Origin of the sequence: Prosthecobacter debontii (assembly GCF_900167535.1) — a bacterium.
In the GTDB taxonomy this organism is placed as follows: Bacteria; Verrucomicrobiota; Verrucomicrobiia; order Verrucomicrobiales; family Verrucomicrobiaceae; genus Prosthecobacter; species Prosthecobacter debontii.
Genome location: NZ_FUYE01000002.1, coordinates 322,026 through 344,720, shown reverse-complemented (window position 1 = coordinate 344,720; position 22,695 = coordinate 322,026). Strand labels below are relative to the sequence as shown.

The 22,695-nt window shown below is 55.1% G+C and carries 20 protein-coding genes and 1 tRNA gene; 12 read left to right on the top strand and 9 right to left on the bottom strand.

The features are described from left to right. Window positions 1–29: 29 nt before the first annotated feature. The 4 genes from B5D61_RS03760 to B5D61_RS03745 all read right to left on the bottom strand — a co-directional run bounded on the left by B5D61_RS03760 (window position 30) and on the right by B5D61_RS03745 (window position 5,118). Window positions 30–1,184 carry an AraC family transcriptional regulator gene (locus tag B5D61_RS03760; RefSeq protein WP_078811962.1) on the bottom strand — a complete coding sequence of 385 codons (1,155 nt, stop codon included), beginning with the start codon at window positions 1,182–1,184 and terminating at the stop codon, window positions 30–32. Beyond that, window positions 1,181–2,341, bottom strand: coding sequence for an ROK family protein (locus B5D61_RS03755; protein WP_078811961.1), 1,161 nt, complete (start codon window positions 2,339–2,341; stop codon window positions 1,181–1,183). The genes B5D61_RS03760 and B5D61_RS03755 overlap by 4 nt, the downstream gene beginning before the upstream one ends. Window positions 2,342–2,479: 138 nt before the next feature. Continuing rightward, window positions 2,480–3,616, bottom strand: coding sequence for an ROK family transcriptional regulator (locus B5D61_RS03750; protein WP_078811960.1), 1,137 nt, complete (start codon window positions 3,614–3,616; stop codon window positions 2,480–2,482). 71 nt (window positions 3,617–3,687) lie between these two features. Then, window positions 3,688–5,118: an FAD/NAD(P)-binding protein gene (locus tag B5D61_RS03745; protein ID WP_078811959.1), complete on the bottom strand. Its 1,431-nt coding sequence runs from the start codon at window positions 5,116–5,118 to the stop codon at window positions 3,688–3,690. A 249-nt stretch (window positions 5,119–5,367) separates the two neighbouring features. Here B5D61_RS03745 and B5D61_RS03740 point away from each other — a divergent pair, with 249 nt between their 5' ends. From B5D61_RS03740 to B5D61_RS03725, 4 genes are read left to right on the top strand one after another with little or no spacing between them, the layout of a single operon-like run. Next, window positions 5,368–6,519, top strand: a complete 1,152-nt coding sequence (locus B5D61_RS03740; RefSeq protein WP_078811958.1) for an LLM class flavin-dependent oxidoreductase — start codon at window positions 5,368–5,370, stop codon at window positions 6,517–6,519. A gap of 4 nt (window positions 6,520–6,523) precedes the next feature. Then, on the top strand, window positions 6,524–7,570 hold the full coding sequence (locus tag B5D61_RS03735; RefSeq protein ID WP_078811957.1) for a Gfo/Idh/MocA family protein: 1,047 nt from the start codon (window positions 6,524–6,526) through the stop codon (window positions 7,568–7,570). A 34-nt stretch (window positions 7,571–7,604) separates the two neighbouring features. Next, on the top strand, window positions 7,605–8,864 hold the full coding sequence (locus B5D61_RS03730; protein WP_176159207.1) for a Gfo/Idh/MocA family protein: 1,260 nt from the start codon (window positions 7,605–7,607) through the stop codon (window positions 8,862–8,864). A gap of 5 nt (window positions 8,865–8,869) precedes the next feature. Beyond that, a complete protein-coding gene (locus B5D61_RS03725) occupies window positions 8,870–10,150 on the top strand; it encodes an MFS transporter (RefSeq protein WP_078811955.1) in 1,281 nt (426 codons plus the stop codon). A gap of 28 nt (window positions 10,151–10,178) precedes the next feature. On the opposite strand, the gene B5D61_RS03720 is transcribed toward B5D61_RS03725, so the two are convergent. From B5D61_RS03720 to B5D61_RS03710, 3 genes are all read right to left on the bottom strand, one after another. Beyond that, window positions 10,179–11,225 carry a hypothetical protein gene (locus B5D61_RS03720; RefSeq protein ID WP_139373041.1) on the bottom strand — a complete coding sequence of 349 codons (1,047 nt, stop codon included), beginning with the start codon at window positions 11,223–11,225 and terminating at the stop codon, window positions 10,179–10,181. A gap of 173 nt (window positions 11,226–11,398) precedes the next feature. After that, entirely contained in the window at window positions 11,399–12,250 is an 852-nt protein-coding gene (gene accD / locus B5D61_RS03715) for an acetyl-CoA carboxylase, carboxyltransferase subunit beta (protein ID WP_078812169.1), read from the bottom strand. 134 nt (window positions 12,251–12,384) lie between these two features. Further along, entirely contained in the window at window positions 12,385–13,188 is an 804-nt protein-coding gene (locus tag B5D61_RS03710) for a ComFC family protein (protein ID WP_139373040.1), read from the bottom strand. 103 nt (window positions 13,189–13,291) lie between these two features. On the opposite strand from B5D61_RS03710, the gene B5D61_RS03705 reads away from it, so the two are divergent. Continuing rightward, window positions 13,292–14,065, top strand: a complete 774-nt coding sequence (locus tag B5D61_RS03705) for a hypothetical protein (RefSeq protein ID WP_139373039.1) — start codon at window positions 13,292–13,294, stop codon at window positions 14,063–14,065. A 14-nt stretch (window positions 14,066–14,079) separates the two neighbouring features. Beyond that, window positions 14,080–14,343, top strand: coding sequence for a hypothetical protein (locus B5D61_RS03700; RefSeq protein ID WP_078811951.1), 264 nt, complete (start codon window positions 14,080–14,082; stop codon window positions 14,341–14,343). A 72-nt stretch (window positions 14,344–14,415) separates the two neighbouring features. Here the strand turns inward: B5D61_RS03700 and B5D61_RS03695 are convergent, their stop codons facing one another. Further along, window positions 14,416–15,315 carry a sigma-70 family RNA polymerase sigma factor gene (locus tag B5D61_RS03695; RefSeq protein ID WP_078811950.1) on the bottom strand — a complete coding sequence of 300 codons (900 nt, stop codon included), beginning with the start codon at window positions 15,313–15,315 and terminating at the stop codon, window positions 14,416–14,418. Between the two features lie 488 nt (window positions 15,316–15,803). Here B5D61_RS03695 and B5D61_RS03690 point away from each other — a divergent pair. From B5D61_RS03690 to B5D61_RS03665, 6 genes are all read left to right on the top strand, one after another. Next, a tRNA-Gly gene (locus B5D61_RS03690) sits at window positions 15,804–15,877 on the top strand. Between the two features lie 34 nt (window positions 15,878–15,911). Next, window positions 15,912–16,475, top strand: coding sequence for a hypothetical protein (locus B5D61_RS03685; protein WP_078811949.1), 564 nt, complete (start codon window positions 15,912–15,914; stop codon window positions 16,473–16,475). Window positions 16,476–16,522: 47 nt separating this feature from the next. Continuing rightward, window positions 16,523–17,716, top strand: a complete 1,194-nt coding sequence (locus tag B5D61_RS03680) for a DUF481 domain-containing protein (protein ID WP_078811948.1) — start codon at window positions 16,523–16,525, stop codon at window positions 17,714–17,716. 117 nt (window positions 17,717–17,833) lie between these two features. Continuing rightward, window positions 17,834–20,026 carry an exopolysaccharide transport family protein gene (locus B5D61_RS03675; RefSeq protein WP_078811947.1) on the top strand — a complete coding sequence of 731 codons (2,193 nt, stop codon included), beginning with the start codon at window positions 17,834–17,836 and terminating at the stop codon, window positions 20,024–20,026. Window positions 20,027–20,036: 10 nt separating this feature from the next. After that, window positions 20,037–20,594 carry a polysaccharide biosynthesis/export family protein gene (locus B5D61_RS03670; RefSeq protein WP_176159206.1) on the top strand — a complete coding sequence of 186 codons (558 nt, stop codon included), beginning with the start codon at window positions 20,037–20,039 and terminating at the stop codon, window positions 20,592–20,594. Window positions 20,595–20,603: 9 nt separating this feature from the next. After that, entirely contained in the window at window positions 20,604–21,056 is a 453-nt protein-coding gene (locus B5D61_RS03665) for a YkgJ family cysteine cluster protein (protein WP_245846448.1), read from the top strand. A 21-nt stretch (window positions 21,057–21,077) separates the two neighbouring features. Here B5D61_RS03665 and rtcR read toward each other — a convergent pair whose 3' ends face one another. Continuing rightward, on the bottom strand, window positions 21,078–22,667 hold the full coding sequence (gene rtcR, locus B5D61_RS03660; protein ID WP_078811945.1) for an RNA repair transcriptional activator RtcR: 1,590 nt from the start codon (window positions 22,665–22,667) through the stop codon (window positions 21,078–21,080). Window positions 22,668–22,695 lie beyond the last annotated feature (28 nt).

The following is a 22,695-nucleotide window of genomic DNA, read 5'->3' as shown; positions in this document are numbered from 1 at the left end:
ATCTCGTTCAGTCTTTGCGTTTCCGTTTATCAGATTTTGCGGCGCTGGCGGTATTGACCAGGAGTTTCGTCATGACGTTTGCGGAAGGCTTCAGCCATGTATTGCGGATGGGTGAAGCCGGCGCGTTCGGCAATGGCATCGAGAGTGAGATCCGTCTGAGTGAGTAAGCGCTCGACAAGGCCAAAACGGATGCGGTTGATCTCTTCTCCTGGAGAACGGCCGATTTGCTGTTTCATGCGCCGCTCCAGTGAACTGCGAGACAAAGCGGCAGCTCTCGCCACATCATTCACACTGATGTTCTCGGTCGCATGTTGGCGGATAAACGTGAGGGCTCTGGCAAGCCGAGGATCTTCCACCGCCACGATATCGGAAGATTGGCGAATCACAAAATCGCCGGCCGGGATCAAGGTGCGCTGGGGAGGGCGCTGACCTGTGAGCATCCACTCATGCAGCATCTTGGAGGCGGTATAACCAACCGCTTGTCCGCGGAGTTGAACGCTGGAAAGTGGAGGCCAAGCCGTTTCACAGAGGAGCTTGTCATTTTCAGCCCCAACCACAGCGACTTCTTCGGGCACGGAGATTCCCGCCCGCCGAGCGGCATCGAGCAGCCAAAAGCCGAGCTGATCGTTGCTGGCAAAGACACCCACTGGCTTCTCTAAAGAGGCTAGCCAATCTCCAAGAGCTTTTTGATGTTCATCCCAGCGCGGCCGTTGACTGGTGGAAAAGGCTTCAAACACCGGGCATTCGAATCCCTCCGCACAGACGGTTTCCGTGAAACGCTGAATCCTCTCCCGAAAGAAGTCGAGCGTTGGGTCCAGATAGGCGGCAAAACGCTGAAAGCCGCGACTGCGGAGATGCACGGCCACGCGCACTCCGATCTCACTGTTGTCCATGCCCACGAAGGGGAAGGGCTGATCGGGAGAGGAGTCACGCAGTTCGATGACAGGCAAGCCGGTGGCTTTAAGGCGCTGAAGCATGGCGGCATCACCCGTGCGGGCGAGGATGCCATCTCCAGGCCATTGCTCCAGCCAAGCAGGATAACTGGAAAGTAGGTCACGAGGTTCCAGATAGAGTGACCAAGGGCCATGCTCTGCCACATAGCGCCTCACTCCGGCGACGATGTCTTGACCGTAAGAGCGAGATGTGTCCACCAGCATCGCCACCTGGAGGATCTTGGTGGTCATGCAGGCTGGCTGATTTTGGTGAAACTGAGATCTGGAACCCATGCCTCCATGGCTAAACAAGCAGCCCCTAGCGCTCCTGCTTCGTCGCCTAAGCTTGAAGGAACGATGGTTGGCTGCATTTGTGCGAGCGCCGGGTTTAATCTCACCGTCTGACGGACGATTTCCCGGCAAAAGCGCTCTCCTAAGGCGGTGAGAGGACCATGGAGAAAATAACTCTTGGCATCTAGCAGCAGATGGAGCAGCCCCATCACTCGACCAAAGTCAGTGGCGATTTCGTGCCAGACCTCACTCTCGTCTGTGGCAAAGGCTTGGAAAGCTGTGTGAAGGTCTTTAGGCAGCGGCGCATGGTGGGCCGAATGGGTCAGGCGTCGCCAAACGGCAGGTGCACTGAGTTCATCATGCACTTCGGCACCACGAGAATCGAGAGGCCAAGGCCAGCGCCCAATCTCGCCAGCCGCATGATGCCCGCCTTGAACCAGCTGCCCATTCTTCATGATGGCCACGCCGAAGCCTCGACGAGGTCCCAGGATGACATAGTCGTCGAGCTGGCGCCCCCCTCCGAACCAGCGTTCAGCGAGAGCAATGGCGCGAAGGTTGTTTTCCAGGGTAATATTGACACGGCCAGGAAAACGGGCGCGCATGTCTTGGACGATGGGGATGCGACGCCAATCGGGAATGAAGGAATAGTGGACCGCAATGCCTTCCGTGGGGGACACTAAACCGGGCACCCCAAATCCCAGAGATAGCATCTCGCCGCTGCCAATCTGGCTGAGATCATTGACGGCTCTTGCGATTTCATCCAGAACGGTGCGTGTATCCACGCGGTGAGGAAGCGGCCGCGCGACGGCCGCTCTTTGCTGACCAGCAAAGTCCACCCGCACCGCCTGCACTCGCTCCGCATTGAACTCTACCCCACAGAACCAACCGACATTTTCGTTGAGATGCAGCCTGCGTTGGGGGCGACCCATGGGACCCTGCTCAAGGCCGGACTCATGAACATAACCCATGGCAGTGAGATGATCGACATAGATACCCACGGTGGAGGGCGACAGTCCCATCAACTTGGCCAAACCACTGCGTGACACCGCATGCTGCCCCCTGAGCTGGAGCAGAATAGCGGCGAGAAGCTGAGTCTGGTCGGCGGGCTTGGTGCGCATGAGATACGGACGTCTGTGTTCGAGTTAAAACCAGCGGGCGGCTTATTCTGCACTGTCCAAGCCGGATTTTACATATTTTGACATCGCATAAAGAACTTTCGCTAAAGTTTCGCCTCATGGCTCTACTTTTGATCGCATTTAGGCCGAAGGCGTCAGCATAGGCGACCACGCTTCCATGGCCAAGCTGGCGGCACCGAGCGCACCCGCTTCATCTCCGAGTTCGGAGGGTAAGACCTGAGGCGGGATGGGCTTCAGGCTGGGCATGAGCAGGCAGGCCTGGTCAGAAATGGACTGGCAGAATGCAGAGCCTAAAGCGGTCAGTGGACCATGAAGAAAGTAGGCCTCGGCATCCAGGATGAAATGAAGCTGGCCAATGACTTGCGCATAGTCATGGATCACTGCCGACCAAGCAGGCGATGAGCGAGCATCCAAATTCAGCAGAGCCTTGCGGAGATCTTCGGGCAACCGGCTGCGCTGACTCATTCCGCTCAATCTTCGCCACACCGCCGGTGCTGTCATGGCGTCATGAACCTCGCCCTTCTGCTCCCCTGTTTGCCAAGGCCAACGGCCGATTTCACCCGCAGCATAATGACGCCCTCGGAGTAACTTGCCTTGATTCACGATGGCGATGCCAAACCCACTGCGTGGGCCCAGGATGACGTAGTCGTCCATCTGCTTGCCTGCACCGAACCAGCGTTCAGCTAGGGCAATGGTGCGCAGATTATTTTCCACTGTTACAGGCACCTGAAAGCGTTTTTGAAGGCGGTGCTGGATGGGGATCTGGGTCCAACCGGAAATAAAAGCATAGTCCAGGGCGAGGCCCTGAATCGGGTCCACCACTCCAGGAGCGCCCACGCCTATGCCAAGCAGAGGATGACCAGTTCGCCGATTCAAGGTGGCCAAAGTCGTGGTGATGCGAGACATCACCTCCCGGGCATCGGCCTCGGGAGGCAAAGGCGAGGATTCCGCTGTGAGTACTTCTCCCGAGAAGGCGACTTGAGCGATCTGGATGCGGTCTGCATTGAACTCGATTCCGGCAAACCAACCTGCCTCAGCAACGGTGCTCAGGGTGCGTTTGGGGCGGCCCATCTTACCTTGTTCCAAGCCAGATTCCTTCAGCAAGCCTGATTCGATCAGGTGATCCACGTAGAAACCCGCTGTGGTGGGCGAGAGACTCATCAGATCCGCCAAGGTCTTTCGTGAAGTGGCCTGCCCACTGCGGATGTGCAGGACCGCTTCGGCGAGTTTATGGCGGGTTTCTTCAGGACTTCTCATGGTGTAGGAGCCCCGTCATCATGGCGGGAGGAGTGGAGGCGGACAAGGCTCAATTGATTTTCTCGGTTCGCCTAGATCATGTATTCCATCATGATCGGGCTTTCGATGGTTTGGCTGGAGAGTCCCAGGAGGGTTTCGGCCACTCGCTTGGCTTGTCCTCGCAGTTCGGGAACTGCGACTGTCTCCCACAGCGTGCCACGCAGCAGCGGGCCCAGGGCCAGCAGAAGATGGGAGCGTTCTCCTGAGGGTGTGACGGCGGTATGATCAACGTTCGCCGCGACTCCCATATCCAGCGCATCGGGGCGAATCAGACCTCGCTGAAGGAGGTTTTGCAAAAGTGGAGAAGACGTGCGTGTAAAGCGGGTTTGAGGTCCGGTGGCATTGACGACGAGATCACCTGTTAGGCAATGATCAGCTGTCGTGTGGACCTGAATCTGGTTTCCATGGCTTTCCACTAGGGTGACCGTTGCCGCATGCACTTGGAGTTGCCCTGTGAGCTGAGCACTTGTGAGTTGGGCATGGATTTCCGGGGCGATGCGGTGTCGCAAGACATTCCAGCGTGCGGCCTGTTTTCGAATGAACTCTGTTTTTTCTTCGGTCGAGAAGCCCTCCCAAATTCTCTGGGTGTGAGGCCGTAACCGATCCACGATGATGGCAGGGTTAGCACCTCGCTCGCGCAGGTGGGCGCAGTGCGTTTCCATCAAGTGGGTCAATCCCTCCAAACCTAATCGGGATAGATCCTCATCAGCCGGAGGGAAGTCAGGGTAGTCAATGCCACGAAAGTGGGACTGCGGCAGCCAACCGTGGCGTGAAACGGCATGAATGACTCCCTGCCAGCCGAGTGTGCGCAGCGTGAGCACCGCATCCACGGCCGTTAGACCAGTGCCCAGCAGGATGACGCTGCCACCTTGGGCTGGAAGTTGCCGGTGCCATGCTTGCCAAGGATTGGCCACCCATGCGGGATGTTCCGTTAGACTTTCAGCTCCAGGCAGGGAGGCTGGTGTTTCGTTGCCACAAGCGAGAACGATTTTATCCGCCAGAATGGAAGGTCCATGACGGAAGTGTAGACATGCTCCTTGGGGCTGGGTTTCGACATCCACGGCTTCATCGTGGATGAGTTCGACTTGGACAGATGTCAGTCCATTCGGAACCTCCAGGTAGTGAAGAAGCAGTGAGCGCAAATAGTCGCCATAGATCTGGCGAGGAATAAACTTCTCCCGCAATTCTCGATCCGGAACCGCATCGAAATCCATGCGGGTGCGCAGCCATTGCAAGAGGTGATCGGGCAGATCTGGAAAGGCAGACATGTTCCGCGCAGCTACATTTAACAGATGTTCAGGGCGTGTGGTGCTGTAAGCCACGCCCCGGCCGAGAGCGCCAGCTTGGATCAGGGTGAGGCGCATGGGTTCCTTGGCCAAGCGAGCCAGATTAACCGCCGTCATGACACCGCTGAAGCCGCCGCCAATGATGGCCACGTGATGAATGCGTGAAGGCGTGCTCATGTGTTTTACGCGTTAACTGGAATTTGTGCTTGTTAACACGTGCAGTCTAGTCACATATTGCAATATTGGAATAAATAATCGCAATGAACGAATGCAGCTTGGTTATACTGCCCGAAATCGCGTCGTCAAACATCGTGGCAGCTTGTGCTAAGGTGGATGGACAAAGACGCTTTTGCTCCTCTTTATTCCAATATTGCAATAAAAAGCTGTATCATCCGTTAATCCTCACTCTCTGTCGCTTCAATCACCATGAATCCACCAGTCATACGCACTCCTGAACGCCGGGCTGAGATCGCTTGGTTCTCGGCTTTATGCGGAGACGATTACGAGTATTTGGGTGTGCCTGACGGTCGCTTGCGCAGCAATTATGAGCATTGCGGGAGTCTCGTGAAGCGCGCCGACGAGCATGGCTTCCAAAACATCCTCCTGCCGTCAGGATGGATTGTAGGGCAGGATGCGCTCACCTTTGCAGCGGCCATGGCACCTCAAACACGGCAGATCAATCAACTCGTAGCCCTGCGGATGGGGGAAGTTTGGCCGCCCATGCTGGCAAGAGCGATTGCCACCGTGGATCACATAGCTCAGGGGCGCCTCTGCCTGAACATCATTTCCTCCGACATGCCAGGGCAAAAGGAGAGCAATGAAGTGCGCTATGCGCGCAGCAGCGAAATCATTCAAATCCTGCAAAAGCTCTGGACGACGGATGGACCGTTCGAGTGGAAAGGTGCGCACTATCAGTTTTCCCTGCCGAACTGCGAAGCGGCTAAGCCCTATCAACAGAACGGCGGGCCGCTGCTTTACTTTGGGGGTATTTCACCCATCGCTCAGGATCTATGTGCCAAACATTGTGATGTTTTCTTGATGTGGCCAGAGACCGAAGATCGGTTGGCGGAGACGATGCGGGGTATGTCTGAAAAAGCGGCCTCCTACGGGCGCACCCTGGATTTTGGGTTACGCATTCATGTCATCGTTCGCGAGACGGAAGCTGAGGCTCGTGCAGCGGCGGATAAACTGATTTCAAAACTCGATTTAGAGAAAGGCCAAGAGATCAAAAATCGATCCATGGATAGCCAGAGTGCAGGGGTTTTGAGGCAAGATGAGCTTCGCTCGAAGAGCAAAGATCTTTTCATTGAGGATCATGTCTGGTCAGGCATCGGGCTCGCGCGCAGCGGCTGCGGAAGCGCCATTGTAGGAGATCCCGATCAGGTCTTGGCGAAGCTCAACCGCTACATGGACATGGGCATGCGTGCCTTCATCTTGAGCGGTTATCCTCACCTGGATGAGTGCGATCTTTTTGCCCGATATGTCTTGCCAAAACTGCCGACTTGTCGGCTGAATGAAGTCCAAAGTCGGCGGGTTTCGAACCCTGCGACTCCTCTTACCACGGCTCCCCGTCATTGATTTTATGTCTGCCCCTGTTCGTTTTGCCCTCGCAGGTTTCGGTGCCTGGGGGAAGCTTCATGCTCAGTCCATTGCTGGTAACCCCGACACCAAGATCGTTGCGATCACCGCTCCCTCCGAGGCTTCGCGGATTGAGGCTCAGTCGCTTTACCCCGAAGCTCAGATCTTCGCGGACGCAGTCGAGATGATCGCTCAAATAGACTTTGATATTCTCGATATTGTGACTCCGAGTTACACGCATCGGGAGATCGCGGTCGCGGCGATGAGCCGAGGCAAACATGTGCTTTTGGAAAAGCCCATGGCCATCACTTTGGAAGACTGTAAAGCGATCGTGGCTGCTGCTCGTGAGTATGGCGTGCATCTGGCGGTAGGACATGAACTCCGGCTTTCTTCTCAATGGGGGGAGATCAAGAAGATCATTGAGCGTGGCACCATTGGGGATCCCCAGTATGTGCTCGTCGAATTATTGCGGAAGCCTTATCGGCTGGGCGCTAGCGGCTGGCGCTATGATCAGAGTCGAGTGGGGAGTTGGGTCTTGGAGGAACCAATCCACTTTTTTGATCTGGCTCGCTGGTATCTTGAAGGCAGCGGCGATCCCGTGGAGCTGTATGCTTATGGCAATTCACGCGATCCTTCGCGGCCCGAACTCTTCGATAACTTCAGTGCCATGTTCAAGTATGCCAACGGCAGTTATGCAGTGGTTTCCCAGACGCTCGCTGCTTTTGAGCATCATCAGACGGTCAAAGTCAGTGGCACGAAAGGAGCTCTGTGGGCTGGCTGGAGTGGAGCCTTGGATCGGACCCTGGAGCCGAGTTATTTCCTCAAAGTGTTCGACGGCGAAAATCTGGAGGAAGTGAAAATCGAAAAGCACAGTGGAGAGGTCTTCGAGCTCCGAGAGGAGATCGCTCAATGTGTGGAAATGGTCCGCACAGGCAAAGCTCCGATCGCGACCGGGCAAGACGGTTTGTGGTCGGCTGGGCTATGCCTGGTTGCCGAGGAATCCATTCGCCAAAAGCAACCGCTTCCTGTCGGTGAGTTGTTGAAGTTTTAACCCAACCTAAAGTATGACAACGCGCCGTAGTTTCATGACGTCTGCTTCTGTCGCTGCTGTTTCAGCAGCGACTCATGCCTTTGCGGCTCCTTCGGATGGAGATATTAAAATCGCTCTGATCGGCTGTGGCGGCCGGGGAACAGGGGCTTGTAATCAGGCCCTCAGTGCAGGTTCGACTGTCAAGCTGGTGGCCTTAGTGGACCCCCTGGAGGGGAAGGCTCAAGCCGCCTTGGACATCTTGAAACAAAAGCATGAGGGGCAGATTGATGTGTCGCCCGACCAAGTCTTTACCGATTTTCAAGACTACAAGAAAGCCTTTGATTTGGCGGATGTGGTCTTGATCACGACGCCACCGGGGCCACGGCCTTTCTTATTTGAGCAGGCGATCAAGGCGGGTAAACATGTCTTCATGGAAAAGCCTGTCGCCACAGATGCGGCGGGTGTTCGGCGTGTCTTAGCTGCAGCACAGGTTGCCAAGGAAAAGAAGCTGAATGTCTGTGTGGGATTTCAGCGTCGTTATGATCCGGGTTACATGGATGTGATCCAGCGCATTCACAACGGTGAAATCGGTGATCTCGTTCATGGTCGTGTTTATTGGAATGGCACCTCTCGCCCAGGCTTCCCTCGTGAACCGGGGGAAAGTGAACTGCATTACCAGATTCGTAACTGGTATTTCTTCACTTGGATGAGTGGTGACCACATCCTCGAGCAGCACTGCCATAATCTGGATGTAGCCAACTGGGTGATGCAGGGCAAAATGCCGATCAAAGCCGTGGGGCACGGAGGGCGTGAGGTGCGCAAAGCGCGCGAGAACGGCACCATCTTCGATCATCACACGGTTGAATTTGAGTATGAAAACGGCATGCGTATTCTCAGCCAGTGCTGCCAGATCGGCGGCAAATGCGCACGCGATGTGAGTGAACATTTTCATGGCACCAAAGGAGTGGCAGACCTGGGCAACGGAGGAAAATTCAGCATCAATGGTCAGCCTCCTGGCGGGAAGCGTAGTCGCACCAAGGAAGACCCGTATCAACTGGAGCACGATGCCTTCTTTGAAAACATCCGCACGGGCAAGGTGCGGATTGATGCCGAATACGCTGCTCACAGCACCCTGATGGGTGTCATGGGGCGAATGGCGAGTTACACGGGGCAAGTCATCACCTGGGCACAAGCGCTGAACTCCCAAGAAATCCTGGTGCCCGATGACCTCACTTGGCAGACCGAACCGCCCGTGAAGCCAGATGCTGATGGATGGTATCCTGTGGCGATTCCAGGCACGACTCTGCCGATCTGATAAATATGAGGGCCGAATCTCCTTCCACCAAATGGTATGCAGGCGTCACTCGTTATCAGTGGCTGGTGCTTATTGTCGCTTCTCTGGGCTGGATCTTCGATGCGTTTGAAGGTCAGCTTTACAACATTACTCGGGCGGACATGCTGCCTGAGTTGCTACGAGTTGAGGCTGCAGACCCTGTTGTCAAACTGTGGGGAGAGCGATTCCTGGGGATCTTCTTGATCGGTGGAACGCTCGGTGGCTGGATCTTCAGCTCACTGGCGGATCGATGGGGGAGAAATCCGGTGATGGCTATGACCATCCTTTGTTATTCTCTTTTTTCAGGGTTAACAGCGTTTGCGACCGAGGTCTGGCAGGTTGGGGTGTTGCGTTTTCTGGTGGCAATGGGTGTTGGTGGCGAGTGGGCCGTAGGGGCAGCCTTGGTGGCGGAGGTCTTTCCTAAGCAGGCGCGTGAACGTGCCAGTGGTATCTTTCATGCGACGAGTGTGGCAGGGCTCTGGCTGGCCGCAGCCGCAGGGCTGATGGTGGGGACGCAATGGCGCACCGCGTATTTGATCGGTGTGGTGCCGGCTCTTCTCGTGTTGTGGGTGCGCATCAGCATCAAAGAACCAGAGTCCTGGAAACAGGCGAAGGAGACCAAGGCTGAACGCATGGGGAGTTTCAGTGAATTGTTAGGCACGCCTCTGTGGCGCTCCCGTGCGATCTTTGGCGCTCTCTTGGCCATGGTGGGTCTCGCCACTTTTTGGGGCGTGGTCGTGGCAGGGCAAGATATCGCGGCAGACTTACTCAAACGCTTGGGTGACCCGGACGTGGCGAGTAAATCCAAGGTGGCCTTCGGTTTCATTCAGACGGCTGGTGCGGGGCTAGGCATGTTGGCTTTCGGCCCCCTCAGTGCGCGCTGGGGACGTCGGCGAACCTTTGCCATCATGCATCTCGCGGCTCTGATCATGACACCGATCATCTGCTGGCTGCCTTCTTACTTGATGAGCTATGGCTTATTGCTCTGCCTGCTGCCGCTGTTTGGCTTTTTCGCACAGGGAATCCATGCGGGTTATGCGGTCTATTTTCCCGAGCTGTTTCCCACCCACCTGCGCGCAACCGGAGCGGGATTCTGTTTCAACACGGGCCGTATTCTGGCGGCACCTGTGCTGATCTGGTTGTCAGCCTATATGAAGTCCACTTTCGATCTCAGGCTTGCCATCACCTATCTAGGTGGGTTGTTCCTGTTCGGCTTGGTGTTCTTGGCCTTTCTCCCAGAGACCAAGGGACAGGACCTCCCTGAGTGAGGATCATGTGAACCGACTGAGGGGCTGCTTATTGGGCTGCGGTGGTCTTTACCACGTCGCGGGCTAGCTTCAGCATTTCGCCACCGTGTTCCATGAGGAGAGACTTTTCTTTCTCCGATTTTGAGGCGGTAGACGCCGGCAGCGGCGTGCTGGGGGCACCGCTGGGATTGTAGGCTTTGATGTCTGGCAGGGGAATGGTTTTACCCGTGGCTGCATCCGTCGTCGTCGGTGCTGTCGAAGCGGGTGCTGGAGGCGGTTTGGGGGCCGCAGGGGGAGATTTGGCAGGGTCGTCCTTGGCGGCTTTGTTGGTGGGCACGAGGTGATCCTTATTCGGAGCTGCGGCCTCATTGCCGTTAGGGGGGCTCGTTGTTGGAGGTGATGGTGGTGTAGACGCAGGTGGGGGCGGTGCAGTGGAGTTGGGTTGCGCCGGATTCGTCGCCGCAGGAGGCGGTGTATTGTTAGCGGGCGTAGTCGCAGTGGCAGGGCTTCCGGCTGGAGGAGTCGAAGTCGTAGCGGTCACCTCGGGTTTGGTCTGATACTTCACGGCTTGATACAGCAGATTGTAGTTATGCCGGATTGCCGCAGGGAAGGACACTCGTCCAGGTTCCACGACCTTTTCTCGCAGGAGTTTGGAAGACAGATCAGCCACCAAGTCTGTGCCCACCTTGACCGCGCGATCAATCTGGGGAGCGGCTACCGAGGTGGTGGCAGAGGCGCCCCCCTTGATGAGTTCGCTGGTGATGGTGCGTCCCTGTAGGGCAAGGCTGCTTTGGGCTGAGACGAGGTCACCATTTGGGGCAAAGCTTAACTCCAGGCTGGCATGGTCATCGGAAGCGAAGAAGCCGCGGCAGTGGTCGATACGCACCGAGACGAAGATGCCACCATCAGGAGAGGGGGAAACCTCTGGCTGGTAGGTGCGATAGTCCGCTTCAGACATTTCATACTCGGCAGCCTTGCCTTTACGTGCCAGCCACCCCCCGAGGCTTTTGCCGAAGGCTTCGATATCAACGACAACCTCGGCATGAGCGGAAGCCATTGTTCCTGCCAGAGTGATGAGGAGAAGGGAGCGATTCATCAGAGTCATAGGACATCAACGGGAATCGTTTTTAAACTGTTTCCGAATGCCAGTTATTCAAGGCGTTTCACCCTTTCCGCTAATCCGCAATGACATTGTGGGACAGAAAAAATCCACCGGGGGCTGCCATTGGCATGTCCACGGTGGATCGAATAGTCCGAGAAAGAAGCGGATTAGGCTGCTGCAGGAGCTGTGGTCTTGGTCACATAGCGGAGCAGACCCGCGATCTTCGAGCGCATGTCTTTGCGTTCGATGATCATGTCCACGAGGCCGTGCTGCATCATGAATTCTGCCGTCTGGAAGCCTGGTGGCAGATCAGCGTGGGTGGTTTCCTTCACCACACGAGGGCCTGCGAAGCCGATCATGCACTTCGGCTCGGCAATGATGACGTCACCCAGGGTCGCAAAGCTGGCGGTGACGCCGCCGGTCGTTGGATGCGTGAGGATGGAGAAGTAGGGCAGACGGGCTTCGGCATGGCGTGCCAGCGCTCCGCTGGTCTTCGCCATCTGCATCAGGCTGAGAATGCCCTCGTGCATACGAGCCCCACCGGAGGCGGAGAAGACGAGGACAGGTTTGCCTTCGGCAGTCGCGGTTTCAATGGCACGAGTGATCTTTTCGCCCACCACACTCCCCATGCTGGCACCGAGGAAGCGGAAATCCATGATGGCGAGCAATACGGGGATGCCTTCAATGTTAGCCCGTCCTGTGACGACGGCTTCTTTAAGACCGGTCTTGTTTTGGTAGGCTTTCACCTTGTCCACGTATCCTTTGAAGCCCAGGGCATCCACGGAGTCGAGTTGGAGGTCCATTTCTTCGAAAGTCCCTTCATCGACGAGGCTGGTGATACGCTCTCCACTGCTGATGGTGAAGTGGTAACCACAGTTGGTACAGACACGCAGGTTTTTGGCTAGGGTTTGCTCGAAGAGACTCTCTCCACAGGATGGGCATTTCGTCCACAGCCCTTCGGGCATGTCCTGCTTCTTTTCACCAAATTCGTTAACAGAGCGCTTTTTGAAAAATCCCATGATCGTTTGTTGTCGGTCCATCCCTTTACCATTCGGACGTCCTTCCCTCCCCGGATGGCTACCGCGGGAAGGTCGGCGGAGACATCCCGCAGACCGGAAGGGCGACCGGCAGGTTGCCGGGCGTGGGGCCGATACTAACCACGGGCTGCGGTAATCACCACCACTTTTTCAGCCCCTCCCTCTCGCTTCAGGATTTTTGCACACTCATGAGCCGTGGCGCCGGTCGTTAAGACGTCATCCACCAGAAAAATTTTTCGCCCGCGAAGGTCGGGCAGTCTGAACCAGGGAAGCGAACGGCGTAGCGAAAACGCTTTCCGGAGATTGGCAAGGCGTCGGTGCCGCTCCAGCCGTGTTTGAGTGCGAGTCATGACGCGACGCCTCAGGATTTGGGCGGTCGGGATGTGAGTGCTTTTGGACAGTAAGCGGCAAAGCTCCCAACTTTGGTTGAATCCCCGTTTCACTTGTCGTGTCCAGTGCAGGGGCACGGGCACGAGCAGCCATTGAAGGAGGTCTTCATCGGCCAATCGGGGGTCGGTGAGGGCGTGTTGAAGTACATCCACCAGGGCGGCACGCAGGGAAAGATCCTTCCCATATTTGAAGCTGTGAATCATCTCCCGTAGCGGCCCCTCCGCTTTAAAGCCAGAGCAGGCGAAGTCGAAAGCGATGCGACGACCCTGGCAGTTGGAGCAGCGGAAAACGCTGGTCGCGGGACCGGCGAAAGGCTCGCCGCAGACGGAGCAATAGGGAGGCTCGATGGGGGTGAGTTCGTCTTGGCAGGATGGGCAGATCCATGCCGCCAATCCCCGCCGGGGCGCTTGTGCGGGCAGAAGTTCATCGCAATGACGGCAGACCCGGGGATACAAGGCATCGAGGAAGCCTTGAGAAACCCGATGCCAAAGACTTGAAGCTTGCGAGAAACCAGACCCTTGATCGCGCATGGCGGTGAATGATGGGATGAAGCGTGGGAAGTGACAACGGCAAAAGGTGTTAACGAGAGAGAGTCATAGTTGCCATCTTCCTTAACGCCTGCCTAACTTGTCCATGATGAAACTGCTGCTGAGGATTTTAGCCGGAATGCTGCTGACCACGCCTCTCCTAGCGGTGGAGTTGGTGGGACCACCTGAGGTGAAAGCCTTTGAAGACAGGGCGATCCTCTCCTGGAAAACGGACGTGGCCTGTGGCACGCGCGTGAACTACGGATTTGCGGCTGATAAACTCGACCAAAAAGTCGAGGGCGGAGTGTCTAGTGATCATGTGGTCGAGTTGATCCATCTGAAGGCCGGAACGACTTATCACTACAAGCTAGGGAGCGCGCGCCAGCAGTTGTATGTCGGCCGCTTTGTCACGGATTCGAAGGGTCAGGGCCAGCATGTCATTGAGGTCAAACCCGAGCCACCCTCCGAAAAGAAATCTCTTTTGGCCAAAGTATGGGGACTGCTGAGTGCGGATGATAAACCCGAGGTGAAAGCGCCTCCAAGCCCTGCCCAACCCCGGGCACCTCCGACGCATGAAACATGGGGGCGGATGGAGACACTGCAGGATCATTTCATCCGTCATGGCCCCGACTTCCGTTGCCTAACCGCAGATGAATATGCAGCTCAAGCTTGGCAATTGCTGCAAAGGGCAAAGTCTGGCGACACGCTCATGAAGTGGGATTCAGCGGATGCCACCCTCCGGGTCTTCGATCCCCAGACGCGGGCTTTTGCCGCTTACAACCGAGACGGCACCACGAAGACCTATTTCCGTCCCCAAAGCTCCACCTACTGGCAGCGCCAGCCTGGGAAGCCGATCCAGCCCGAGAACCTGTCCTTTTAAATACAGACGATTCGATGAAAGCTCCCTCCTACTCCTGCCCTGTCTGCGGTTTTCAAGGTTTGAAAGAACCTCCTCGTGGTCCTTCGGGTGGCCCTAGCTATGAGATCTGCCCCGCCTGCGGATTTCAGTTTGGTGTTAGCGATGATGACGATGAGATCAGTTACGATCAATGGCGGGCATCGTGGGTCGAAAGCGGGATGGAATGGACGAGTCTGGGGATTTCTCCGCCCCGAGGCTGGCAAAACAAGAAGCTGAAACTGTTACCGACCTCTCTCTGAATGGCACCAAGAAAAAAGGCAGGCTCCTGAAGGAACCTGCCTTTGGCTGAGAGATTGACGTTGGTGTCAGAATCAGTCCAGGGCTTTGTCTTCGGCGACAGCCTTCTTCTTTTTCTTGGCACCGGCATTGCGGAGCGCCTTGGGAATCGGATCTTCCTTCTTCTGGAGAGCACGGCGTAGCTTCCGCAGCGCGATGTTCTGGAGCTGACGAATACGCTCACGCGTCACGCCGAATTCCTGACCCACTTCTTCCAGCGTGCGAGGCTTCTGACCGGCAAGGCCGAAACGGGCATCGATGATCTTACGCTCACGCTCATCCAGCACTGTCAGCAAGCCATCCAACTGGCCATGCATGTTTTTGTGGCTGAGGAGATCGAAAGGTGTCTGGGCATTTTCGTCACCGACGATTTCACCAAACTCGGTGCTGTCATCATCACTGATAGGAGCATCCAGAGAAGCTGGGCGCATGGAGGCCACCTTGAGCTGGCTGAGCTTGGCACGATCAATGCCGATTTCTTCAGACAACTCATCATCGGTAGGCTCACGACCGAGCTCTTCAGACATCGCCATGGCCACGCGGCGCATTTTGCTGATCTTGTCCACCATGTGGACGGGCAGACGGATCGTTTTGGACTGGTTGGCCAGCGCACGTTTGATGGACTGCTTGATCCACCAAGCAGCATAGGTGGACAGTTTGCCCCCTTTATTAGGGTCAAAGCGTTCCACGGCCTTCATCAAGCCGATGTTGCCCTCTGAAATGAGATCCAGAAGAGGCAGGCCATAGTTGGCGTAGTCCTGGGCGATTTTGACGACCAGGCGGAGGTTTGCGCGGATCATGTGAGAGCGCGCTTCTGGGTCGCCACGCTTGATGCGTTCGGCCAGTTCGACCTCCTGTTCGGGGGTCAGCAAGTCGGTCTTGCCGATCTCCCGCAGGTAGATCTTGATACCTCCGTCGAGTTCCATGTTAGACATTACAGATTTAAATACGGTGCAGTTTTGCTTTTCTTGGCGCCCTGCAAGAATGCAGGGGGTCGGCAGCTTAGCATAAGGATGACTGACTTTCTCCTCATTTTTTCAAAGCAACTTTTCTGCCAAATTGACGCGGTGTGGTGAACAGGCTGATTTTACGATCAAGAGAGCGTGTTCTGACACTCTGCTTGAACTAAAGTTTAAAACGTTCGTCAACAAAATTTGCGGATGTTTTTAACATTTGTTAATAAATTACAGAGCTCTTTGCATTTTCATTATGTTGGATACCCGGATTCTTCGATTTGGTTACAACCGCGTGAAATCGGCTTGCCAACTACTTTTGGCCTGCTAATACTCACGGCAGAAAGCCAAGACTTTTTAAAATTTAGAATCTGAGATCTGTCAGGAATTCTAAAATTTCAGACTTTTTGTGCTAATTCTAAAAAATATCTTGCAGGTCTTAGAGGTTGCAGGTTATTATAATTCATATCGCGGGCATAGCTTAATGGTAAAGTTCCAGCCTTCCAAGCTGGCCATGTGGGTTCGATTCCCACTGCCCGCTCCAGTTGTAGTAACCCTGTTAAAGATAACTCCCTGCTATGATCAAAGCATTAAGCGTCACTCGCTTTGCTAGCTGCCTCTTAGGTTTGGCCGCCATGGTAGGTTTTTCTCAGGGAAATGCTCGTGCGGGCGGCTGTGAAGACATCTCCAAAGATGTGTCTGCGGCCATCCAAAAAGATCCCTCCAAGACGTTGATGATTGTCGAGGATGCCTTGGTGATCAATGAGGCTTGTGCATGCGAAATCATCAAAGCTGCTATTTTGGCCTCTCAGGCCGACAGCGGGTTGGTGAATCAAATCGTCCAGACCGGTATTTCGGTGGCACCTAAAATGTCGGGTGTGATCATGGACTGCGCCACTTCAGTGTCTCCCGCCGCAGTGACCTCCGTCGTTTCGAGTTCTTCCGATTACCTGACAGATTCCGGCAAGAATCCTGAGAAGAACCCCGTGCCTGTAGAACCTGTGGAAGAAGATTTCCGCGTCGCTCCCAGTATCCGCGGTGTTTATCTGATTCAGCCTCCTGCAACCGGCTTCGTGCCTTGTGATTCCAAGTATCGCAAGTGCCGGAACGTGCCCACCTCGCCCTGCAATTGCAGCCCTTAAGCACTTCCTAAAAAGGCCGTTCGACCTCAATCTCTATACTCCCGACCATGCGACTCCCACATGCATTCATGGCTACGGCCCTGATAGCCGTTTTTACGGGGCAGGCTTTTTCTCAAGGTCTGACAGCAGTTCGGGATTTCTCTGCTGATTTCGGTGAGGATGTTCCCCTAACCTGGAGCTTCACGACGCGGGGCGGTTACGACAGTTTGCAATACAAGGTGCAATCACCCTTTTTGGAAAATTTCGAGTCTTATTACGTGCAGGGAGGCTTAGGCCTCACTTACGCAGATGCGGACCCGACCACGCCTTGGAGTGCGGCGGTCGATCTCGGAGCCATTCATTATGTCGATGGCACCAACCGCTACGACGATAATTTTTACAACGCTCGGGTGGCCTTCAACATCGCCCATCAGATGTCTGAACGGCTTAAAATCAGCAATAACTTTTACCTCACCTATGAGGCGGAGCCGAATGTCTCCACCGGGGCCTCGACGACGCTCTACAACGGCCAATACCTGTATGGGTATAACAACTTCAATGTGAGTTATGCTTGGTCGCAGCGCTTCTCCACAAGCACCTCGCTGACGGTGGATGGCATCACTTATGAGGACGAAGCTGTGTCTGGGTTGGAAGATCGTCTTTCGATCTTGATCGCTCAACAATTCAGCTACGCATTGACGCAGCGCACCAGTCTGGCCGCTGAATACCGTTATCGGATCACCGATTATCAGGAGCGCGATGACGTGGACTCACAATCGCACTTCATCTTGGCGGGTGTCGATCATGCGTGGAGTGAGCGGTCCACCGGTTCCTTCCGCGTGGGGGCTGAGTATTTCAAATCTGACCGGACGGAAAACACTTCGCCTTATGGAGAGGTGGCTTTCAGTTACCTCGTGGCTCGTCAAACGACAGCGCGCTGGTTTGGCTCTGTGGGGTATGACTCGGCTGAGATCGGCGGTTATGACAGCCGGTATTCCATTCGCACGGGCTTAAACGTGAATCACCAGGTCACCAAGCGTGTCGGCCTCAATGGAGGCGTCTCCTATGCTTACAGTAACTTCGAAGGTGGCGGCGGCGATGTGACGGAGCACTCCCTGCTGCTCTCCACGGGCATCTCTTATCAGATGCTTGAGAACCTCTCTCTTGACGCACGATATTCTTATTCGGTTCTCGCATCCGACGACAATCTGCGCGAGTTTGACCGCAACAATGTCTCCGTGGGTATCACGGCTTCATTTTAAATTTCGTTCCTTTCACCAACAGCCCAAAAATCGCTCGCCAGTGCTCGGCTTCATGCTGACACTGGCGAGTTGATAAAAACCCGGTTTCTTAATTTCTCCAGATAATCAAAGACTGTCATGCGTGAAACCAGCAACGAGCTCCAGCAGCAGGCCCTGGATTCCTGGCAGGTGATTCGTAATCGCTTTGGGTTGATCATCCTTTCATTCCTCCTCGTCTTCGCGACAGCGGCCATCATTACCTACATCATGCCGCGAAAATATCGCGGTCGTGTTGAGATGAAGATCGAGCGCTTGCAAAACAAGGTGCAGGTCTTTCAGCGCAACACGGATGATTTCATGGCACCGACAGATGTTGTGATTAAAAACGAGTTCGAGAGCATTACGAAACCCGAAACCCTCTATCCTGTTGTCGATAAATTGGATCTGCAAAAGCGGTGGTCCCTCCCCAATCGTCAATCAGCCTTGGCTAAACTGCGGGGTAATCTGGATACGCAATCCAGTGTGCGATCCGACTTCGTCGTCATTGAATATTTCGATCAAGATCCTGGTGTCGCCGCAGAAATCGCCAACGCGGTTTACCAAAGTTACATGACCCGTCGAGTGGAGGTGGAGACGTCCCAAAAGCAGGAGGCTCTGGCGATGCTGGCCAAGCAGATTGCTGAGCAAGAGCAGCTGCGAGATCAGGCCCGCCTGAAGATGCAAGAAGCCAAGAAAAAAGGCGGGATCGTTGGAGAGTGGTTTTCCAGCGGAACCAACTCGACAGCTCCTGGAGCTAACCTTCGCACGACAGAAGACTCCATGGTGGTGACGCGCGAGCAAGCTTTGCTGAACACCGAGTTGGAGGTCCAGGCACTCCAAGCTGAAATCGCAGAACTCAGCAAACTGAGCGATGAAGAATTGGTCGCTCGGTCCTCGGGGCTGAAACTGGAGAATGCCAACGTGACCAACATGCTGGCGGAACTGACGCGGCTCCAAGTGACTCGTGAGGGCCTTGTCAACGCTGGCCGTGGCAGGCGGCACCCCGAGGTCATGGGAGTGGACAGCCAGATCGCCCTCTCGAAACAACTCATCCTCGATGCGGTGAAAGCGCATCTGGCAGCACTTCAGACACGTCTGGATTTCTCCATTCAACGCCGTGAAACTCTTCGCTCCTCGAATGAGGAGGCTAAGAGTGAGATGCTCGATCAGCAGTCCGCGCAGAATGATTACAAGACCGCCGCTGATGATGTGGCCTACATTGAGAATCTTCTTCTCCAACTCAAGTCCAGCTACTTTGAGACCAAGGCGGGTCTGGAGCTTGTGAAGTCCCCAGCGACCCTCTACGCAAAGGCAGAGCCTGAAGGTAAACCTGCCAAGCCAAATGTGGCCCTGAACTTGGCGCTCGGAGGGGTCCTGGGCCTGATGTTGGGAGTCGGCCTTGCCTTCTTCCTGGAATACATGGATACCTCTGTCAAAAGCCTGGACGATGTGGAGCGTTTCCTGGGCGTGCCTGTGTTGGCGGTGGTGCCAAAGGATGTGGCCGTTCTGCATCGGACCAGTGGTTTCAATCCTGACGCCGAAGCTTACCGCATCCTGCGGACCAACATTGAATTCAACCGGAAAAACCCCGACGCCAATTGCATCACAGTCACCAGTGGAGGTGCAGGCGAGGGTAAATCCACCACGCTCTGCAACCTCGCCTTCGTTTGTGCGCAGGGCGGCTATAGCGTGCTTCTCATTGATGCGGATCTTCGTCGTCCTCGCATGCACACTCTCTTCGATGTCAGCAATGCTGTGGGCCTAACGAATTATCTGACGACGAACGTGACTTTAGAGGAGGTCGTCGTCCGCACCCCCGTGGAGAATCTTTACTTTTTGCCGAGTGGAATGTTGCCGGCAGATAGTGCAGGAGTCTTGAATTCCCAGCGGATGACGGAGCTCATTGAAGATGCGAAGAGCCGCTTTGATATCGTTCTGATCGACGCGCCGCCGATTCTCGGGGTGAGTGACGCCTCCGTTTTGGCCAACGAGGCGGATCTCACGATCATTGTGGTGCAGCACCGCAAACTGCCGCGACACATGCTGTTGAGGGTCAAGCAGACCATTGAAAATGTCGGGGGAACGGTGCTCGGAGTGGTCTTGAACAATGTGGATCTGCGCAGTGATTCGCAGTATCAATATTACACCAGCTACTACACCTACTACTCGCCGAACAACACGGCGGCTCCTGCGGGCACTCGTCCCGAGAAAAGAAAAAAACAAATTCCACCTTCTCGCCCCGGGCAGGCGACGGTTGCATCTTCGAGCGCGCCACGAGGAGATTTGTTCTAACAGATTGATTATGAAAACGATTTTTGTTCTTTTGGTTAGTCTATTGACCTTGCAACAACTGTGGGCTCAGAGCGGTGAACTGCCTCTGCGCCCTGGAGATCGCATCACCATCTCCGTGGGGGCGATTCCTGACAACGAGGTGGCCCAGATCAAGGGGGTTTACACCGTCAGTGATAATGGCACGATCAACCTCTTGCACATCGGTGAGGTGCGCGCTTCAGGCTTGAAGCCATCGGCTTTGCAGCGGGCGATTGAGCAAACCTATATTCGTGAGGAGATTTACACACGTCCGAATGTCTTGGTTTCGATTGATAGTGTCGGCGGAGCTGACATGCGTCAGGTGACCGTCACGGGTGTGGTGAAGCCTGGCGGCGTTCCATATCAACAAGGCATGACACTTTCCCGCGCCATCATGTCAGCAGGGGGGCCGACTCCATTTGGCAGCATGAAGAAAGTGAAACTTCTGCGCGGTGGTCGTGCCTCTGTGCATAACCTATCGACAGGAATTGGTAATCCCAACGTGGATGTCTTGGTCCAGCCAGATGATCAAATCATCGTGCCTGAATAATAGAAGCCTGTGTCGCGTAAGAAGCAGCCACCAGACTCCACCTTGAAGGCCGCCTTGGATGAGGTGAAAGCCATCTATGCCGAACTGGAAAAACGCCCTCTCCAGCGAGACTGCCAAATGCGCACGCAATGCTGCCATTTCAGGCTCACGGGACGCACTCCGTTTCTAACATTGGGCGAGGCTCTGTATGCGGCCCAAGGCGTGCGTGCGAGTGGGCGCAAAGACCTCAAACCGAGGCCCGATGGAGCTTGTCCCTTGTTAGGAAAGGAAGGCAGATGCACCATCTACCTGCATCGACCCTTTGGCTGCCGGACTCACTTCTGCCATGAAGCGGGTGGCATGTATCCCCGCAAGCATATCGCGGATCTCATTCATCGGCTGGAAGCCCTGGATGAAAAATTGGGCGGAGATGGATCTCGAGAGTTGGAACCTGCTGTATCTGATGCACTCGCTAAGCGATGATGTTGTCGCGGCATGAGGGAGTCATTTGACCTGATCCCAAGTTAGCCCAAAACGAGCAAGATACTTCTTCAAACGGTCAGCATCATTGGCCTTGGCTTTGCTAGTTCGAGAGACAGTGAAGAGCTTTCGGCCTGCATCGGAAAGCGTTTTACTGTCCTTGCAGACCTGAAGAACATATTCCAACTGAGCCCAATCGAAAGGGTCGATTTGTTCACGGTCCAAGCCTTCGAGGGCTGCGCTCGTCGTCACCTTCTCTATGCCTCCCGAACTCCATCCGTCCTTCAAACGCGCGATTTCTGATTCGACGCAGGTGGTGGTGATGCGGCCCTTGGGTGCGAGGGTGGCCATGCGAGTTACGGCGGCATTGAGATCGCGAAAATTGGCACTCCAACGAGCGTCAGGGCTACGAGCAAATTTCAGGAAAGCATCTCGCGATTCTTTGTTAAAGCGAACCTGACGGCGATGCGTTTTGGCAAATCTTTCGAGCTCGAAATCCAAATTAGCGCTGATGTCTTCACGTCGTTCTGCAAGGCTGGGTAAGGTGAAAGTCCAGAGGTTGATACGGGCCAGCAGATCCTCACGGAATTGGCCCGTTTGGACCTCCATGCGGAGATCGCGATTCGTGCCTGCAATCAGTTGGAAATCGCTGCTGACGGACTTATCGGAGCCAAGTGGAAGGAATGTCTTATCCTCAAGTGCTTGCAGCAGCATGGCCTGTTCATCGAGTCCGAGTTCACCGATTTCATCGAGGAAGATCAGTCCCTTGTCTGCTTCTTTGAGCAATCCGGGTCGATCCGTCTGAGCGCCGGTGAATGCGCCACGTTTGTGGCCGAAGAGTGTGCTCATGGCTTGATCACCACGCAGGGTCGCGCAATTGACTTCCACAAATCTTCCAGTTATACCAGCCCTGCTGTGACGAAGATCGAAAATGCGCGAAGCTAGCATGGATTTGCCTGCACCCGTCGGGCCCATGATGAGCATGGGCGCTTTGGAGTTGACGGCGACGAGTTCGATCTGTTCGATGAGTTTGTTGAAGGTCTTGCTTTTGGTGGCAATGCCACTTTTGAGGAAGTCCAATGTCTTCTCCTGCTCCTGAGCAAAGCGCGTGGCGAGACGGTCATACTTGGAGAGATCGAGATCGATGATGGAATAGCGCCCCGCAGCGCTGGCATGCCTGTCATCCGTGCGGACGGGTGACGTCTGAAGCAACCGAGCAGGGATGAAATTGGCTTCGTTCAATAAGAACCAGCAGATCTGCGCCACATGAGTTCCTGTTGTCAGATGAATGAAGTAATCTTCCTTATCCGTTTTAAACGAATAATTTGTTATGAGATCATACAGTCCCTCATAAACCTCCTGAAAATCCCAGGGATCGGAAAAGTTGATCTCGTTTACTTTGACCACGGTCTCAGGAGAGACCTGCTGGATATCAGCCACTACCTGCTGAGCCAGATTTTTGAACTTGGTTTCCACCAGTAACTCTACTCGTGAGATCAGCAGATCCTCTTGCTGGCACATGGCCACCGTCGGTCGCCATTTGGACCAACGATCTGTCCCTTGGGCCCGGTCCAGAGACGTGCCGAGGAAGCCAAAAACGACGGTGGATTTCATAAAGCTGGAGGCGGAGGGCTAATGTGAT

Excerpts from the sequence above, each read along its gene's own strand:
- B5D61_RS03760 (WP_078811962.1), bottom strand. The coding sequence starts at position 1,184 with ATGACCACCAAGATCCTCCAGGTGGCGATGCTGGTGGACACATCTCGC.
- B5D61_RS03755 (WP_078811961.1), bottom strand. The coding sequence starts at position 2,341 with ATGCGCACCAAGCCCGCCGACCAGACTCAGCTTCTCGCCGCTATTCTG.
- B5D61_RS03750 (WP_078811960.1), bottom strand. The coding sequence starts at position 3,616 with ATGAGAAGTCCTGAAGAAACCCGCCATAAACTCGCCGAAGCGGTCCTG.
- B5D61_RS03745 (WP_078811959.1), bottom strand. The coding sequence starts at position 5,118 with ATGAGCACGCCTTCACGCATTCATCACGTGGCCATCATTGGCGGCGGC.
- B5D61_RS03740 (WP_078811958.1), top strand. The coding sequence starts at position 5,368 with ATGAATCCACCAGTCATACGCACTCCTGAACGCCGGGCTGAGATCGCT.
- B5D61_RS03735 (WP_078811957.1), top strand. The coding sequence starts at position 6,524 with ATGTCTGCCCCTGTTCGTTTTGCCCTCGCAGGTTTCGGTGCCTGGGGG.
- B5D61_RS03730 (WP_176159207.1), top strand. The coding sequence starts at position 7,605 with ATGACGTCTGCTTCTGTCGCTGCTGTTTCAGCAGCGACTCATGCCTTT.
- B5D61_RS03725 (WP_078811955.1), top strand. The coding sequence starts at position 8,870 with ATGAGGGCCGAATCTCCTTCCACCAAATGGTATGCAGGCGTCACTCGT.
- B5D61_RS03720 (WP_139373041.1), bottom strand. The coding sequence starts at position 11,225 with ATGAATCGCTCCCTTCTCCTCATCACTCTGGCAGGAACAATGGCTTCC.
- accD (WP_078812169.1), bottom strand. The coding sequence starts at position 12,250 with ATGGGATTTTTCAAAAAGCGCTCTGTTAACGAATTTGGTGAAAAGAAG.
- B5D61_RS03710 (WP_139373040.1), bottom strand. The coding sequence starts at position 13,188 with ATGCGCGATCAAGGGTCTGGTTTCTCGCAAGCTTCAAGTCTTTGGCAT.
- B5D61_RS03705 (WP_139373039.1), top strand. The coding sequence starts at position 13,292 with ATGATGAAACTGCTGCTGAGGATTTTAGCCGGAATGCTGCTGACCACG.
- B5D61_RS03700 (WP_078811951.1), top strand. The coding sequence starts at position 14,080 with ATGAAAGCTCCCTCCTACTCCTGCCCTGTCTGCGGTTTTCAAGGTTTG.
- B5D61_RS03695 (WP_078811950.1), bottom strand. The coding sequence starts at position 15,315 with ATGTCTAACATGGAACTCGACGGAGGTATCAAGATCTACCTGCGGGAG.
- B5D61_RS03685 (WP_078811949.1), top strand. The coding sequence starts at position 15,912 with ATGATCAAAGCATTAAGCGTCACTCGCTTTGCTAGCTGCCTCTTAGGT.
- B5D61_RS03680 (WP_078811948.1), top strand. The coding sequence starts at position 16,523 with ATGCGACTCCCACATGCATTCATGGCTACGGCCCTGATAGCCGTTTTT.
- B5D61_RS03675 (WP_078811947.1), top strand. The coding sequence starts at position 17,834 with ATGCGTGAAACCAGCAACGAGCTCCAGCAGCAGGCCCTGGATTCCTGG.
- B5D61_RS03670 (WP_176159206.1), top strand. The coding sequence starts at position 20,037 with ATGAAAACGATTTTTGTTCTTTTGGTTAGTCTATTGACCTTGCAACAA.
- rtcR (WP_078811945.1), bottom strand. The coding sequence starts at position 22,667 with ATGAAATCCACCGTCGTTTTTGGCTTCCTCGGCACGTCTCTGGACCGG.